General features: G+C 69.4%; 16 protein-coding genes. 7 read left to right on the top strand and 9 right to left on the bottom strand.

The genetic code is table 11. The features are described from left to right. Positions 1–65 precede the first annotated feature (65 nt). Complete coding sequence (locus H5407_RS17715; RefSeq protein WP_183105814.1) at positions 66–818, bottom strand: tetratricopeptide repeat protein; 753 nt, start codon at positions 816–818, stop codon at positions 66–68. 198 nt (positions 819–1,016) lie between these two features. On the opposite strand from H5407_RS17715, the gene H5407_RS17720 reads away from it, so the two are divergent. Next, entirely contained in the window at positions 1,017–1,655 is a 639-nt protein-coding gene (locus H5407_RS17720) for a Vat family streptogramin A O-acetyltransferase (RefSeq protein WP_183105815.1), read from the top strand. Positions 1,656–1,808: 153 nt separating this feature from the next. Here H5407_RS17720 and H5407_RS17725 read toward each other — a convergent pair whose 3' ends face one another. Both H5407_RS17725 and H5407_RS17730 read right to left on the bottom strand, forming a co-directional pair. Then, complete coding sequence (locus tag H5407_RS17725) at positions 1,809–2,639, bottom strand: ABC transporter substrate-binding protein (RefSeq protein ID WP_183105816.1); 831 nt, start codon at positions 2,637–2,639, stop codon at positions 1,809–1,811. A 17-nt stretch (positions 2,640–2,656) separates the two neighbouring features. Next, on the bottom strand, positions 2,657–3,025 hold the full coding sequence (locus tag H5407_RS17730; protein ID WP_183105817.1) for a VOC family protein: 369 nt from the start codon (positions 3,023–3,025) through the stop codon (positions 2,657–2,659). Between the two features lie 148 nt (positions 3,026–3,173). On the opposite strand from H5407_RS17730, the gene ppk2 reads away from it, so the two are divergent. Beyond that, a complete protein-coding gene (gene ppk2, locus H5407_RS17735) occupies positions 3,174–4,352 on the top strand; it encodes a polyphosphate kinase 2 (protein ID WP_183105818.1) in 1,179 nt (392 codons plus the stop codon). Positions 4,353–4,411: 59 nt separating this feature from the next. On the opposite strand, the gene metW is transcribed toward ppk2, so the two are convergent. From metW to sppA, 5 genes are all read right to left on the bottom strand, one after another. Next, positions 4,412–4,993, bottom strand: coding sequence for a methionine biosynthesis protein MetW (gene metW, locus H5407_RS17740; protein ID WP_183105819.1), 582 nt, complete (start codon positions 4,991–4,993; stop codon positions 4,412–4,414). Next, complete coding sequence (locus tag H5407_RS17745; protein WP_183105820.1) at positions 4,993–6,129, bottom strand: homoserine O-acetyltransferase; 1,137 nt, start codon at positions 6,127–6,129, stop codon at positions 4,993–4,995. Before H5407_RS17745 ends, metW begins: the two co-directional genes overlap by 1 nt. A gap of 125 nt (positions 6,130–6,254) precedes the next feature. Next, entirely contained in the window at positions 6,255–7,103 is an 849-nt protein-coding gene (locus H5407_RS17750) for an ABC transporter substrate-binding protein (RefSeq protein ID WP_183105821.1), read from the bottom strand. Positions 7,104–7,218: 115 nt separating this feature from the next. Further along, on the bottom strand, positions 7,219–7,584 hold the full coding sequence (locus H5407_RS17755; protein WP_183105822.1) for a hypothetical protein: 366 nt from the start codon (positions 7,582–7,584) through the stop codon (positions 7,219–7,221). 21 nt (positions 7,585–7,605) lie between these two features. Then, positions 7,606–9,462, bottom strand: coding sequence for a signal peptide peptidase SppA (sppA, locus tag H5407_RS17760; protein WP_183105823.1), 1,857 nt, complete (start codon positions 9,460–9,462; stop codon positions 7,606–7,608). 212 nt (positions 9,463–9,674) lie between these two features. Between sppA and H5407_RS17765 the strand changes: the two genes are divergently transcribed. Then, the gene (locus tag H5407_RS17765; protein ID WP_183105824.1) at positions 9,675–11,327 is read left to right on the top strand and encodes an FMN-binding glutamate synthase family protein; all 1,653 of its coding nucleotides are present in this window, start codon (positions 9,675–9,677) and stop codon (positions 11,325–11,327) included. Between the two features lie 163 nt (positions 11,328–11,490). Then, positions 11,491–12,189, top strand: coding sequence for a response regulator transcription factor (locus H5407_RS17770; protein ID WP_183105825.1), 699 nt, complete (start codon positions 11,491–11,493; stop codon positions 12,187–12,189). A gap of 19 nt (positions 12,190–12,208) precedes the next feature. Here H5407_RS17770 and H5407_RS17775 read toward each other — a convergent pair whose 3' ends face one another. Next, positions 12,209–12,838 (bottom strand): glutathione S-transferase family protein, encoded by a 630-nt coding sequence (locus tag H5407_RS17775; protein ID WP_183105826.1) that lies wholly within the window; start codon positions 12,836–12,838, stop codon positions 12,209–12,211. Between the two features lie 202 nt (positions 12,839–13,040). On the opposite strand from H5407_RS17775, the gene H5407_RS17780 reads away from it, so the two are divergent. The 3 genes from H5407_RS17780 to H5407_RS17790 form a co-directional block, all read left to right on the top strand. Further along, entirely contained in the window at positions 13,041–13,592 is a 552-nt protein-coding gene (locus H5407_RS17780; RefSeq protein ID WP_183105827.1) for a GNAT family N-acetyltransferase, read from the top strand. Positions 13,593–13,633: 41 nt separating this feature from the next. After that, positions 13,634–14,026 (top strand): BlaI/MecI/CopY family transcriptional regulator, encoded by a 393-nt coding sequence (locus H5407_RS17785; protein ID WP_183105828.1) that lies wholly within the window; start codon positions 13,634–13,636, stop codon positions 14,024–14,026. Then, a partial coding sequence (locus H5407_RS17790) for a M56 family metallopeptidase (RefSeq protein ID WP_183105829.1) occupies positions 14,023–14,876 on the top strand: 854 nt, incomplete at its 3' end. The genes H5407_RS17785 and H5407_RS17790, both read left to right, overlap by 4 nt.

Below are 14,876 nucleotides of genomic sequence, written 5' to 3' on the forward strand. Positions count from 1 at the left end.
CGGCAGGAGAAGCGGGAGGCCTGCACAGGCGTGCACATGGCACACCCGGGCGGGCCATGGGGCGCTCAGCCGGCGCGACCCAGGCGGTCCAGCGCCGCCTCGGCGGCTGCGATGGCGTGGCGGTTGAAGTCGCGTGCATGGGCGCTGCTGAGGCGCGCGTCCTTCAGCACCTGCTCCAGTACGGGCCGCGCCTCGGCCTTGCGATCCTGGGCCAGCAGGAACTGGCCCCAGGCGCTGTGCGTTTCCAGGCCGCTGTGTGTGCGCAGGGCGATCTCGAAGGCGGCGTCAGCCTGTTCGGGATGCACGACCGCCAGCAGGCGGGCCATCAGCAGCGCGAGCTCACCGCTGTAGCGTTCGGGCTGGTGCTCGAACAGGCGGCGCAGGCTGGACACGGCCGCGGCTTCCTGGCCGGCGGCGGCCTGGCAGCGGGCCAGCCCGCTCAGCGCGGCGGCGTCATGGGCAAACACGCCCTGGGCGCAGGCCTGGAAATGGGGCAGGGCCTCCTCGGCTTGATCGGCCTCCAGCAGGGCCTGGGCCAGGCGCAGGCGGTTGCCCATGCTCGGGGTCTGCTCCAGCGCGAGGCGTGCCTCGCGCAGCTCGCGCTGAGGGTCGATGATCTGGCGCAGCGCCGCGCCGGCCCTGCGGCCCAGGCGGCTGTGGCGCTGTGCCGGCAGGAACTCCGCGAAGAAATAGACCAGGCTGCCCAGGAAGGGGAAGGACAGCAGGACGAAGAGCCACACGGTGTGGCGGCCGGTGCGCACGGCATGCACCGCGAAGAAAATCGCGATGGCGATGTGCAGGATGGCGAGGAAAGGCATGGAATCTCCCTGGCGGCTGCCTCGAATGGGCATTTGAAGCGGGACTATAGCGAGCGGGTGGCTTGGAGTCTCGCGCCGGCGCCCGGAGCAAGGGCGCCGCGACCATTGCCAATAGCATGCAGGCGGGTGGCGGCTTAGGATGGCGACGCCCTGACGCGATGCAGTCAGTCCAATCCGCCCCAAGCAGCCACGACGCCCATGCACGGACCCGATCCCGACAATCCCCATCCCCTGAACGGCTTTCCCCAGGTGTGCTTCATCAAGAACGTCGTTCAGAACCCCAATATCGAGATCGGCGACTACACCTACTACGACGATCCGGAGGGCGCGCAGAACTTCGAGCGCCAGGTCCTCTACCACTTCCCCTTCATCGGTGACCGCCTGGTGATCGGCAAGTTCTGCGCCCTGGCCCGCGGCGTCAGGTTCATCATGAACGGCGCCAACCACAAGACCTCGGGCATCTCGACCTACCCCTTCTTCATCTTCGGCAATGGCTGGGAGCGCGCGGCGCCGCAGCCCGGCGAGCTGCCGTACAAGGGTGACACGGTCATCGGTCACGACGTCTGGATCGGCTACGACGCCCTGATCATGCCGGGCGTGCGTATCGGCAACGGTGCCATCATTCCGGCGCGCTCGGTGGTCACCAGCGATGTGCCGCCCTACACCGTGTATGGCGGCAACCCGGCACGTCTGCTGCGCGAGCGCTTTGCGCCCGAGGTGGTGGCCGAGCTGGAGGCGATCGCATGGTGGGACTGGCCCGTCGAGCTGATCAGCCAGAGCCTGGAGGCCATCACCGGCGGCGACGTGGCGGCCCTGCGGGCCCGTGCGCCACGCTGAGCGGGAGTGGGGCCCCCCATGCCCTGGATCCTCGCACAACCGTCTTGCCGCGGCTGCGCCTGCTGCCGGCCGCGGGGTTCGCGCTTGCGGCCTTGACGGGCCGTCTGGCGCTCGCCTTGCTCCATGGCCGGGCTGTTCGTGCGGGCCCGCCGCTCACAGCCACTGCACATCCGCCTTCAGCACCTCCGCGGGGTAGTAGCGCCCCATGATCTGCTGCAGGCGGCCTTCGCCCAGCGCCTGCTCGATCAGGCGGCGCAGGCGGCGCCGGGTCTCGGCGCCGAGGGTGCTGGTTGAGAGGTAGGCCCCCACCTCCGAGGGCGGCAGGCCGCTCAGGAGCTGGAAGTGGAAGCCCTGAGTCGCTCGCGCCTCGCTGCTGCCGTCCTGCAGGGCGGAATGCAGCAAGGTGGGCGGCAGGATCGTGAACTGCACGCGACCGGCACGCAGCATCTGTCCCAGGGTCTTCAGGTCCGCGACGACATCGACACGGCGCTGCTCCTCCAGCCGGCGCAGCAGGCGTTCGTACTCGCTGCCCCAGGTGTAGCTGCGCACGACCACGGCACGCCAGTCCTTGCGTGCCACCAGGGCCTCGACGCTGGTGGGTGGCGCTTCCGTGCTTGCGCCGAAGGTGATCAGCGTGGGCGTCAGGCGCAGCATGGGCAGGAACTCGGCCTTCAGGTCACGCTCGGCCGTGCGCGAAGCGGGCAGGAAGAGGTCGGCCTCGCCGGTCTCGAAAAACATGAGGCTTTGCCGGGGCCGGGGCACAACGGGGAAGCTGAAGCTGCAGCCCAGGGCCGGCTCCAGGCTGCGCAGCAGGTCGGGATAGACGCCGCGCACCTGCCCGTCCGGCAGCACCTGCACATTGAAGCCCGTGGGCGCGACCGGCACGACCAGGGCGCGCTCGCAGCGGGCCTGTGCTGCCGGTGCGAAGGCCATGCCCAGCAGCGTGGAACCCAGGCCGCGCAGGAAACCGCGTCGCATCGGCATGGCTGTGGCCTCGCTGCTCACCCCATGCAGAAGGCATTGAGCTTGTTGCCGTCCAGGTCGCGGAAGTAGGCCGCATAGAAGCCGCCGCCGCGCAAGCCCGGCGCGCCTTCATCGGTGGCGCCTAGGGCCAGGGCCTTGGCGTGCAGGGCATCGACCTTCTCCTGGCTGTCGACCACCAGGGCCACCATCACGCCATTGCCCACGGTGGCCGGCTGGCCGTCGAAGGGGCGCAGCACGCCGAAGCCGGGCTTGTCCATGCTGACGCCCCAGGCGTAGCCACGCTCGAACTCCATCAGACGCTTGGCGCCGATCACGGCGAAGAGTTCGTCATAGAAGGCCGCCGCACGCGGCAGGTCGTTGGTGCCCAGGGTGGTGTAGCCGATCACGGGGTGCTCCTCTTCTCTCGATGAAGGTGAATCGTTGGCGAAGCCTACACGCTGGCGTCCGTGTCGCGGGAGTGGCTTGATGGGAATCAAGGACATCCGGAGGCAAGGATGCGACCGTGAGGGTTTGATGACAGCCCCGGAGTCCAGGATGAGCACCCGCAGTCGCGCCACCAGCACCCCCGACCAGGCCCTCAACGGCAGCCAGGCGCCCAGGCCGCGCCGGGCCCGGGCCGGCGACACCAGCGGCAGCGGCGACGCCCAGCGCATCGCCCGCCGCGTGGTGACGGACCGTCTGCAGGCCGCCCAGGCCCGCGAACTGGAGGCGCTGAAGGATGTGGCACAAAAGGAGGCGTCGCAGGGGGCATCGCCCGGGGCCAGTCTGGCCAGCTCCGTGAAGAGCCTGCTGGCCGGTGCCTCGCCGGACGACGCCCTGGCCTTGCGCCAGGCCCTGCTGGCCGAGCTCCAGCAGCTGCCCGGGGCCGGCCGCAATCCGGATGACGAACTCTCGCCCGACTGGCGTCGCGGCGGCTATCCCTACAGGAATCTGATGTCCCGCAAGGCCTACGAGAGGCAGAAGTACCGCCTGCAGGTGGAGCTGCTGAAGCTGCAGGCCTGGGTCAAGGCCACCGGCGCCAAGGTGGTCATCCTCTTCGAAGGGCGCGACGCCGCCGGCAAGGGCGGCACCATCAAGCGCTTCATGGAGCACCTCAACCCCCGCGGCGCCCGTGTGGTGGCCCTGGAAAAGCCCAGCGAAGTCGAGCGGGGCCAGTGGTACTTCCAGCGCTATGTGCAGCACCTCCCTACGGCCGGCGAGATCGTGCTCTTCGACCGCAGCTGGTACAACCGCGCCGGCGTGGAGCGGGTGATGGGCTTCTGCTCGGACGCCGAGTACCAGGAGTTTATGCGTCAGGCGCCCGAGTTCGAACGCAATCTGGCGCGCTCCGGCGTGCACCTGATCAAGTTCTGGTTCTCCGTCAGCCGCGAGGAGCAGCGCCGCCGTTTCAAGGAGCGCCGCGCCCATCCGCTGAAGCAGTGGAAGCTCTCGCCCATCGATCTCGCCTCGCTGGACAAGTGGGACGACTACACCCGCGCCAAGGAGGCCATGTTCTTCCACACCGACATCGCCGAAGCGCCATGGACCGTGGTGAAGTCCGACTGCAAGAAGCGCGCACGCCTCAACGCCATGCGCCACGTTCTGCACCAGCTGCCCTACGCCAACAAGGACCTCGACAAGATCGGCCAGCTCGACCCATTGCTGGTCGGGCGCGCCAACGTGGTCTACGAGCGCGGTGAGAACCAGTCGGTCGCCGGCCCAGGCAAGACCTGACCCCGGGGCTTGGTACGCCGTCCAGCTCGCTGCTTCTCGAGCCGGCGATGGCAAGGGGGTCAGCTCTTGCGGAACTTGAAGACGGCCATGCTGGCCATGAGGTTCGGGAAGCTGCGCACCACGCGGCCGTCCTGCACGCCGAAGCTGTCCAGGATGTCCAGCCGGTTCTTGCGCGCCAGCACCTCAAAGTCGGCATAGGTGCCCACGCGGATGTTGGGCGTGTCGTACCACTCGTAGGGCAGGGTGCGGGTGACGGGCATGCGGCCGCCCAGCACCTGCAGGCGGTTGGGCCAGTGCGCGAAGTTGGGGAAGCTCACGATGCCCACACGGCCCACGCGCGCGGTCTCGCGCAGCATGGCCTCGGCATTGCGCAGGTGCTGCAGGGTCTCCAGCTGCAGCACCACGTCGAAGCTCTGGTCCTCGAAGACGCAGAGCCCTTCCTCCAGGTTCAGCTGGATGACGTTGACGCCGCGCCGCGCGCAGGCCAGCACATTGGCGTCGGACAGCTCCACGCCGTAGCCGGTGCAGCCGCGCTTCTCCTGCAGCCAGGCCAGCAGCTCGCCGGTGCCACAGCCCAGGTCCAGCACGCGGGAGCCTTCGGGCACCAGGGCGGCGATGGTCTCGATCAGGGCGGTGCTCATCAGCAGAACTCCTTCGCGATGCGCTCGAAGTAGGCGCGCAGCACGCCGTGGTAGCGGGGGTCCTCCAGCAGGAAGGCGTCGTGGCCGTGCGGGGCATCGATCTCGGCGTAGGACACGTCGCGCCGGTTGTCCACCAGGGCCTTGACGATCTCGCGCGAACGGGCCGGCGAGAAGCGCCAGTCGGTCGTGAAGCTGGCCAGCAGGTACTTGCAGCGGCTGCTGGCGAAGGTGCGGGAGAGGTCACCGCCATGCTCGCGCGCCGGGTCGAAGTAGTCCAGGGCTCGGGTGATGAGCAGGTAGGTATTGGCGTCAAAGTATTCGCTGAACTTGTCGCCCTGGTGGCGTAGGTAGCTCTCGATCTGGAACTCGATGTCCTGGGTGCTGTAGCCCAGCTCGGCAGCCCGCAGCTCGCGGCCGAACTTCTGCTCCATGACGTCGTCGCTGAGATACGTGATGTGGCCGATCATGCGGGCCACGCGCAGGCCGCGTTTGGGGACCACGTCGTGCTCGTAGAAGAAGCCGCCATGGAAGTCCGGGTCGGTGACGATGGCGCGGCGGGCCACCTCGTTGAAGGCGATGTTCTGCGCCGACAGGCTGGGTGCGGTGGCGATGGCGATGCAGTGCCGCATGCGGTCCGGGTAGCGCAGCGACCAGTCCAGGGCCTGCATGCCGCCCAGCGAGCCGCCCAGCACGGCGGCCAGCTGCGTGATGCCCAGGGCGTCCAGCACGCGGGCCTGGGCATCCACCCAGTCGTGCACGGTCACCACCGGGAAGTCGGCGCCGTAGATGCGGCCGGTGTCCGGGTTGCTGTGCATGGGGCCCGTGGAGCCGAAGCAGGAGCCCAGGTTGTTGATGCCGATAACGAAGAACTTGTCCGTGTCCAGGGGCTTGCCGGGGCCGACGAGGTTGTCCCACCAGCCTTCGCTCCTCTCCTGCCCGGCGTAGGTGCCGGCCACGTGGTGGCTGGCATTGAGCGCGTGGCAGACGAGCACGGCATTGGACTTGTCGGCGTTGAGCTGGCCGTAGGTCTCGAAGACCAGCTCGTAGTCGCGGATCTGTGCTCCACTGCGCAAAGGCAGGGGTGCCTCGAAGCGCAGGCGCTGGGGCTGCACGTCGCCTACCGAGCTTGGGACCATTTTGGGACTCTCCAAAAGCAAAAACCGGCTCCGCTGAGGTGCGGACGCCGGTTGCAGGAGCGCCCCTCTTTAGCGGAATTTATTGAGCGCCCGCAATTCGGAACAAATCGGCGCTGTGGGGTGGATTATAGGCCGCCGGGTCCGGATCCACTCCCGGCTCCACTCCCGGATCCGGCGCCGCTCCCCGGCTGCAGCCCGATGCGCTGCAGCAGGCGCTGGTGCTCGCCTGAGCGCTTGAGTCGTTCGTAGGCCTCCTGCAAGGCCTGCACCTGGCGCTCCTGCAGGTCGGGGCTGCCCACCAGCCAGATCTCGCTCTGGTCGTAGCTGGCCCCCTCGACCCAGTCCCGCGGGTCTTGGCCCGCGGCCCGGATCGCGCCGGTCACTACGGGGATCGCGCCGTAGAGCAGCGTGGCGCTGCCGTCGCCCATGCGGCGCAGGATGTGCTCGTAGTCGGGCTCCTGGGACACCTGGCGGTAGCCCTGCTTGTGCAGGCTCTCGGTGCTGAGGGCGCCGCGCAGCGTGAGCACCTTGGACTGGCGTGCCACGGCCTCGTCGATGCCATTGGGCCAGCGGCTGCGCAGTCCCATCAGGGCATAGCGCTGGGTGAAGAGCGGCACCAGCCAGCGGTACTGGCTCTCGCGCTCGGGCGTGCGGGCCAGGGGTGCCATCAGCACCTGGCGGCCGGTGCGCGCCATCAGCGTGGCGCGGGCGAAGGGGTAGAAGTGCGGGTGGAGGTCCCAGCCCGTCCGTTCACCGAGCAGGATCAGAAAGTCCCCCAGCGGCCCCGGGGCGTCGCGGCCCTGCGGGCTGATGAGGGCGGGGAAGTCGGCGCTGACCAGTTCCATGGCCCGGGCCGGCGAGGTGGGCAGGGCCAGGGCGAACGCGCAGGCCAGGCCCAGTTGCAGGGCCGCGCGCCTGGCGCCGAAGGGGCGGCGCGGGCCGGGGCATCCAGGCGGGAGGGTTGCTGCAGCCATGCCGGAGTGGGTGGACGGGGTTGGCAGGAGGGGATCCGCTTGACCCCATTGGAACCCAGCGCCCGCGATTCCTGCAAGCCGCCCGGCGGCCGGAGCTGGCTCAGCCGCCGCCTGATCAGTCCTCGCGCTTGGAACTGGGCAGGGCGGCAGCCAGGCCCAGCAGCCCGGCGACCACCAGCACGTACCACAGGGAGAGGCTGCTCTGCAGCGCCAGCACGCCCGCGCTGGAGAGCACCAGCAGCGCCGCCGCGCTGCCCGCCAGCAGCAACAGGGCGGCGCCGGCTGCGCGGGTGATCAGCAGGCTCTGGTCCCGGCGCGCGGCCATGGCGAAGAGCACATAGCCCAGCAGGCTGAACAGGGGGAAGAAGACCCACAGCGCGGCACCCGCGCTGATCGGGGCCAGGTGCAGGGGTTCGGCCAGCAGGGCGGCGCCTGAGAGCAGGCCCAGCAGCAGCAGGAAGGCGGCGGCAATTCGCATCATGTCGTGGTTCCTTGGTGGGGCTCAGGGCGCCGTGCAGAGGCAGTGCACGGTGGTGGCGAAGGGCTTGCGGCCTTCCAGCAGCTCGCTGGCCATGGCCAGGTCCTGCTGGGATTGCAGCAGGGCCGGTGGGACCTGGAAGCCCAGCTGGGCGCGCACCGAGGCGGCGATGCCTGGGGCCAGGGTGTCGCCGAAGCTCTGCAGCAGCTTCTCCAGTCGGCCGGGCTCCTTCTCGATGTAGCTGACGCGCGGCTGGCCCTCCAGCTTGGCGCGGCCGGCTGCGGCTTTCACCGCATCGTCCAGGCTGCCCAGGCGGTCGATCAGGCCGCGTTCCAGTGCCTGCTTGCCGGTCCAGACGCGGCCCTGGGCCACGGCATCGATCTCGTTGATCTTCTTCTTGCGTGCCGCCGCGGCCTTGCCGGTGAACTCGTCGTAGATGTGCTGGATGCTGCTCTGCACGGCCGAAGCCATGCGCGGATCCAGGCCAGTGCGGAAGTCGTAACCCTTGCCCAGCCAGGTGGTGGTGTAGCCGCCGGTGTGCAGGTTGAGCTTGTCCATCAGCTTCTCGCCGGTGGGCAGCAAGGCGAAGACGCCGATGGAGCCGGTGATGGTGCCGGCGTCGGCGATCACCTCGTCGGAGGACATGGAGATCCAGTAGCCCCCCGAGGCCGCCACGTCGCCCATGGAGATCACGACGGGCTTGCCGGCCTTTTGCGTCAGCTCCAGCTCGCGGCGAATGACTTCCGAGGCGAAGGCGCTCCCGCCGGGCGAATTGACGCGCAGGACCACGGCCTTGACCTGCTCGTCCTCGCGGGCTTGGCGGATCAGCTCGGCCGTGGAGTCGCCGCCTATCATGCCGGGGGCGGCCGAACCGTCCTTGATCTCGCCTTGCGCCACGACCACGCCCACGGCGGGCCCCACGGCCAGGACCGGCTTCTGGCGGGCCAGGTATTCACCCAGGCCGATGCGGGCGAAGCTGTGGCCCTTGTCGTCCTTGGCGCCGCGCTCCATCAGCAGGGCGCGGACTTCGTCGCGGGTCTTGATGCCGTCCACCAGCTTCTGCTGCAGGGCCAGCTTGGCCATGTCGCCGCGCAGCGCCAGCAGGTCCTTGTCGGCCTGCTCGATGCTGCGGGCCAGGCTGCCGGCCTCCAGCTTGCGGGCCTTCTCGATGTCGGCCAGGAAGCCGCTCCAGAGCTCGTTGTAGAGATAGCTCTCGGCTTCCAGCGAAGCCTGGGAGGGGCCGTTGGCAATGTAGGGCTCGCCGGCGTTCTTGTAGGTGCCCACGCGCAGCAGGTTGGGGCTGATGCCCACGCGTTCCAGCGCGTCCTTGTAGTACAGGCGCTGGCGGCCGAAGCCGTCCAGCAGCACGCCGCCCATGGGATGCACATAGACCTCGTCGGCCTGGGCGGCCAGGTAGTAGGCGCGCTGGCTGAAGTTGTCCCCATAGGCCAGCACCTTCTTGCCGGCGGCGCGCACGCGCTGCAGTGCCCCCGCCACTTCGTGCAGGCCTGCCAGGCCGGCGCCGCTGAAGCCGTCCAGGTCCAGCAGGACCTGGCTCACCTTGGCGTCCTTGCCTGCGGCGTCCAGGGCGGCCAGCACGTCGCGCAGACGCACCTGCTTGGGCTCGATGCCCTGCAGCTGGTTGATCGCCTGATCGCGCGCCGAACCCGAGAACTGCTCCACCAGCGGCCCGTTGAAGCTCAGCACCAGGGTGCTCTTGTCCCGCAGGGGCTTGGGGCCGCCACTGAGCAGGCTCCAGACCAGGGCGATCAGCAGCAGGAGCAGGATCAGGTTGAGCAGCGCACGGCGCATGCCGTCCACCACCCACCAGATCTTCTTCAGCAGCCACCAGACGGGCGAGATGAGGGTCTTGATGCCCATGCGATTCCTCCAGGTTGGGCGCGCGCTCGGGCGCGGTTCTCGATGCGCGCCGATTGTGCAGCAAGCCGCCCGCTGTGGCGTGTGCGCAAAGGCACCGCACTGCAGCGTGACAGCGGTGCGCTTTGATGCTGCACTGCGGCTCTGGGGGCAGCGCTGCCGGGGTCGGGTCTTGCGCCGGCCCGCTGCCGCCCCGCCTTCCGGAGACCGCCCGCATGCTGCCCTGGCTCAGAAAAGTCGATGACTACTTCCCCCTGCGCTACCTCAGCTGGTGGCTGTGCGGCCTGGGCGCGGTGCTCAGTGCGGTGGGCACCTGGTACTTTTGGCCGGCCTGGCCCTGGTTCATCCTGTTCATGGGCCTGAGTCTGCAGGGCTTTCGCGACGTGCGCCAGACCAAGCGCGCCGTGCTGCGCAATTACCCCGTGATCGGCCACCTGCGCTTCCTGCTGGAATACATCAGGCCGGAGATGCGCCAGTACTTCATCGAGTCCGACAACGAGGCCACGCCCTTCTCGCGGCAGCAGCGGTCCCTGGTCTACCAGCGCGCCAAGGGCGACCCCGACAAGCGCCCCTTCGGCACTCAGAAGGACGTGGGCGCCGCCGGCTACGAATGGATCAACCACTCCATGCAGCCCACCCAGCTGCCGGGCCATGACTTCCGTGTCACCATCGGCGGCGAGCGCGCACAGCCTTACTCGGCCAGCGTGTTCAATATTTCGGCGATGAGCTTCGGCGCACTGTCGGCCAATGCCATCCTGGCCCTGAACGCCGGGGCCAAGGCCGGAGGCTTCGCGCACGACACCGGTGAGGGCTCGATCAGCCCCTACCACCGCGAGAACGGCGGCGACCTGATCTGGGAGATCGGCTCCGGCTACTTCGGCTGCCGCACGCCCGCCGGCCGCTTCGACCCCGAGAAGTTCGCCCTCAATGCCCGCGACCCCCAGGTCAAGCTCATCGAGATCAAGCTGAGCCAGGGCGCCAAGCCCGGGCATGGCGGCGTGCTGCCCGGGGCCAAGGTGACGCCCGAGATCGCCCTCACCCGCGGCGTGCCCGCGGGCGAGGACTGCAACTCGCCGGCCGCGCACTCGGCCTTCGCGACGCCGGTGGAGCTGATGCAGTTCATCGTCGAGCTGCGCCGGCTCTCGGGCGACAAGCCGGTGGGCTTCAAGCTGTGCATCGGCCATCCCTGGGAGTGGTTCGCCGTGGCCAAGGCCATGCAGGAAACGGGGATCCTGCCCGATTTCATCGTGGTGGACGGCGGCGAGGGCGGCACCGGTGCCGCGCCGCTGGAGTTCACCGACCACGTCGGCGCCCCCCTGCAGGAAGGCCTGCTGCTGGTGCACAACACGCTGGAGGGCCTGGGCCTGCGCGAGCGGGTGCGCATCGGCTCCGCGGGCAAGATCGTCAGCGCCTTCGACATCGCCCGCGCCATGGCCCTGGGCGCGGACTGGTGCAACTCGGCGCGCGGCTTCATGTTCGCCCTGGGCTGCATCCAGGCCCAGGCCTGCCACACGGGGCGCTGCCCCACGGGCGTCACCACCCAGGACCCGCTGCGCCAGCAGGCTCTGGTGGTGCCGGACAAGGCCGAGCGCGTCTACCGCTTTCACCGCAACACCCTGCATGCGCTGCAGGAGCTGGTGCAGGCGGCCGGCCTGCTGCATCCGGGCGAGATCAGCGCGAACCACATCGTGCACCGGGTCAGCCCGCACGAGGTGCGCCTGCTGACCAATCTGCTGCCCTTCGTGCGCCCCGGCGCCCTGCTGGAGGGCGAACTGCCCGGCGCGGTCTTCAAGACCTACTGGCCCATGGCCAGCGCGCGCAGTTTTGAGCCGGTGCGGCCGCTGCGGCGGGGCTTTCTCGGGGTGTGAGCGGCTGCGGCGCCGGAAGGCCTGTGCGCCCGGCCCGTGCGCCCATTCGGATCTATGCGCCCGTTCCTTGATCTTGGGCAGATTCTGGCCTGAGCCCCATGCCTGCGGGGTGGTCAAGCCCCCCTGCTGGGGGAGAATGCGCGGCTTGTAACCAATTGCACGCATGTCTTCGGTCTTCCTGCTCCGCCACAGCCAGCGCTCCCTGAACCGGGCGGTTGGAGACTTGGCGGACAGCGGCTGGCACTGCCTGGGGGCCAGCCGGCACTGGCAGGAGGCGGCCGCCAGCCTGGGCCATGCGATGCCGGCCTATCTGGTCAGCGACGTGCACCTCAGCGACGGCCACGCGAGCTGCTTGCTGCAATACCTGGACACCCTGCCGCCCGCCCTGGCACGACCCCGCGTGCTGCTGATCAGCGACGCCATCGACGAAATGACCCTGTTCCGCACCCTGAGCAGCGGGGCGCATGCCTACCACGTGGACCAGCCTCGCGGCCCCGGTCTGCAGGACAGCCTGCTGGCTCTGGCGCAGGGGCGGGCCCAGATGTCGCCTGCGATCGCGCGCCAGGCCCTGCAGAGCTTCGGTGCTGCGCGGCGCCAGGCCAGCGAGGCGCGGCGCATCGAGGCCGGTCATGACCGCCAGCCCCTGGCCGCGCTGAGCCTGATCAGCCGGGCCGAGCAGGCGCTGCTGAGCCTGTTATCGCATGGCTGGCTGGTGCCCGAGATTGCTGAGGCCTGGTATTTGCTGCGGGACGAGGTGGAGCGCCGCATCGCCCGCCTGTATCGCAAGCTGCATGCGCTGTGCCCGCCGGCCCATGCGGGTGCTTCGGGCGCTCTGACCGAGCTGCAGCTGATCGCTGCCTGAGCGATCAGCGCTCCGGTGCTCAGGCCGCCGGCGGGGCGGTGTCGATGAAGCTCTGGCGCGTGGCCAACTTGGCCAGGTGACGCGCCAGATTGGGGTATTCCTCGCGCCAGGCGATGGCGGGGAAGCGGAAGTCCAGGTAAGCGAGGGCGCAGCCGGTGGCGATGTCGGCCAGGCTGAAGTGGGTGCCCGAGCACCAGGGCTTCTCGCCCAGGCCCAGGCTCATGGCCTTCAGCGCGGCCTGCACCTTCTCCAGCTGGCGCTCCACCCAGGCGGCGCTGCGCTGGGCCTCGCTGCGGCCGGTCCAGGTCTGCTCCAGGCGGGCCAGGATGGCGGCGTCCAGCAGGCCGTCGGCCAGGGCTTCCCAGGTGCGCACCTCGGTGCGCTCGCGGCCCCGCTCGGGGATCAGCTTGCCCACGGGCGACAGCGTGTCCACATACTCCACGATCACGCGCGAGTCGAAGACCGCACCGCTGATCGAGTCCTGGCCTTCCATGACCAGGCAGGGCACCTTGCCCAGGGGGTTCATCTTCATGATGGCATCGGAGGCCCAGACGTCTTCCAGCACGAACTGGTAGTCGAGCTTCTTCTCCGCCATCACGATGCGGACCTTGCGGACGTAGGGACTGGTAAGGGAACCGATGAGTTTCATGTGTGGGAAGGGGACGCTTGTCCTCGTTTCGGCCGGATTCTAGGGGCAGAGCCCGACGTCCAAGCTGACAGCGGGGGTGCAATCCGGTCCTCGCATGGGGGATTGCTGAAGGGCAGGAAAGCACGGCTTGCCAGCGCCCGCCCGGCCCGGGACACTCTTGCGCGCCCCTGTCATCCCCGGATTGGTGCCTCCGCCCCCCCCCATGACCCCGACTGCCCTTCCCGCCATCACCCTGCGCCACGTCCGCGAGGACGACATGCCCCTGCTGATCCGTGCGGTGACCGACCCGGCCTGGCGCGGCGCCTTCGCGCCCGGCCGCATCACCGCGCCGGCCACGCTGTGGCAGCGTTTTCGTGACAACGGCTTCTCCAGCGAGGACACGGAGCGGCTGATGGTCGTCAACGCGGAAGGCCGCGTGGTGGGCGACGTGGTGCACTTCCTGGCCCACCGCTATTCCACGGCCCGTGAGATCGGCTGGTCGATCTACGACCCGGCCGACCGGTGCAAGGGCTATGGTTCGGCTGCCGCGCGGGCTCTGGTCGATTACCTCTTCCGCAGCCTGCCCATCCACCGCCTGTGCTGCAGCCTTTCGCCCGACAACCTCGCCTCGGCCCGGGTCGCGCAGAAGGCCGGCTTCCATTGCGAGGGCCTGATGCGCGGCGTCGTGTTCTCCGGCGGCGAGTACCTGGATGGGGAGTTCTACGGCATGACGCGCGAGGACTGGCGCCTGGCTGCAGGCGCATTTTCAGAATAAAAGTTCTAGACAATATGTTCTAGAAAATCTATGCTGTCGGCATGAAGACAGCGTCTCCCTCTACTGCCAGCCCGAAGCCGACCCCGGCCGAGCTGGACCTGCTGCGCGTGCTCTGGCGCATCGGCGCTGCCGATGCCCGCCAGGTGCATGAAGCCCTGCTGCCCGAGCGCCCCGATGCGAGTTATGCCACCGTGCTGCGCCAGCTGCAGCTGATGCATGCCAAGGGCCTGGTCGAGCGCGACGAATCCTGCCGGCCGCAGCAGTATGCCGCTGCGCAGGCGCAGCAGACTCTGCAGACCCGCCTGCTGAAGGACCTCATCGCCAAGGCTTTCGCCGGTTCCGGCAAGGCCCTGGTGATGGCCGCGCTCAAGGGCCATGTGAGCCGCAAGGAGCGCGACGAGATCCGTCGCTTGCTGCAGGGGGGCGAGGAATGAGCGCGCTCCTGGACCTCCTGGACAGCCTGCCCTGGCTACCCGCCCTGGGCTGGGCCCTGCTGAACTTCGTGTGGCAGGGCGCGCTGATCGGCCTGCTGGTCGCCGGGGCATTGCGCCTGCTTTCCCAGGCGCCGGCCCGGCACCGCTACCTGGTCTGCGGCCTGGGGCTGCTGTGGTGCCTGGTCCTGCCCCTGGGCGCCTGCCTGCAGGCCTGGGCCGCCGCGCCTGGCGAGCTGGAGCAGGCCCTGGAGTTCAGCAGCGAGCTGCTGTGGATGCAAGCCCTCACCGAGTTGATGCCGCAGGTCGTGCTGGCCTGGGTCCTCGGCGTGGGGCTGATGAGCCTGCGTCTGGCCGGCGGCCTGTGGTGGGTGCGCGGCCTGCGCCGCACCGCCGTCCCTGCGCCGGCCGCCTGGCAGCTGCGCCTGGAGGCGCTGGCCCGGCGCCTGGGCCTGAAGCGGCCTGTGCGGCTGCTGCTGTCCGATGCCGTCAACGGCCCGGTGGCCCTGGGCCTGTGGCGGCCCCTGGTGATCCTGCCCTGCAGTCTGCTGAGCCAGATGCCGCCGCCGCTGGTGGAAGCCCTGCTGGCCCATGAGCTGGCCCATGTGCGCCGCTGGGACTACGGCATCAACCTGCTGCAGAGCCTCGCGGAGGCGTTGCTCTTCTTCCACCCGGTGGTGTGGTGGCTGTCCGAGCGCATGCGGGCGGAGCGGGAGCAGGTGGCTGACGCCCTGGCGGCCCAGGCCCTGGCCCGGCCGCGGGACCTGGCCCAGGCCCTGCAGCAGCTGAGCGAATGGCAGCCGCCGGCCTTGCCCCTGGTGCAGGCGGCCCGTGGGCCCCAGCGCGCCCGCGG

It is taken from the genome of Mitsuaria sp. WAJ17 (assembly GCF_014174515.1).
Classification (GTDB): Bacteria; Pseudomonadota; Gammaproteobacteria; order Burkholderiales; family Burkholderiaceae_C; genus Roseateles_B.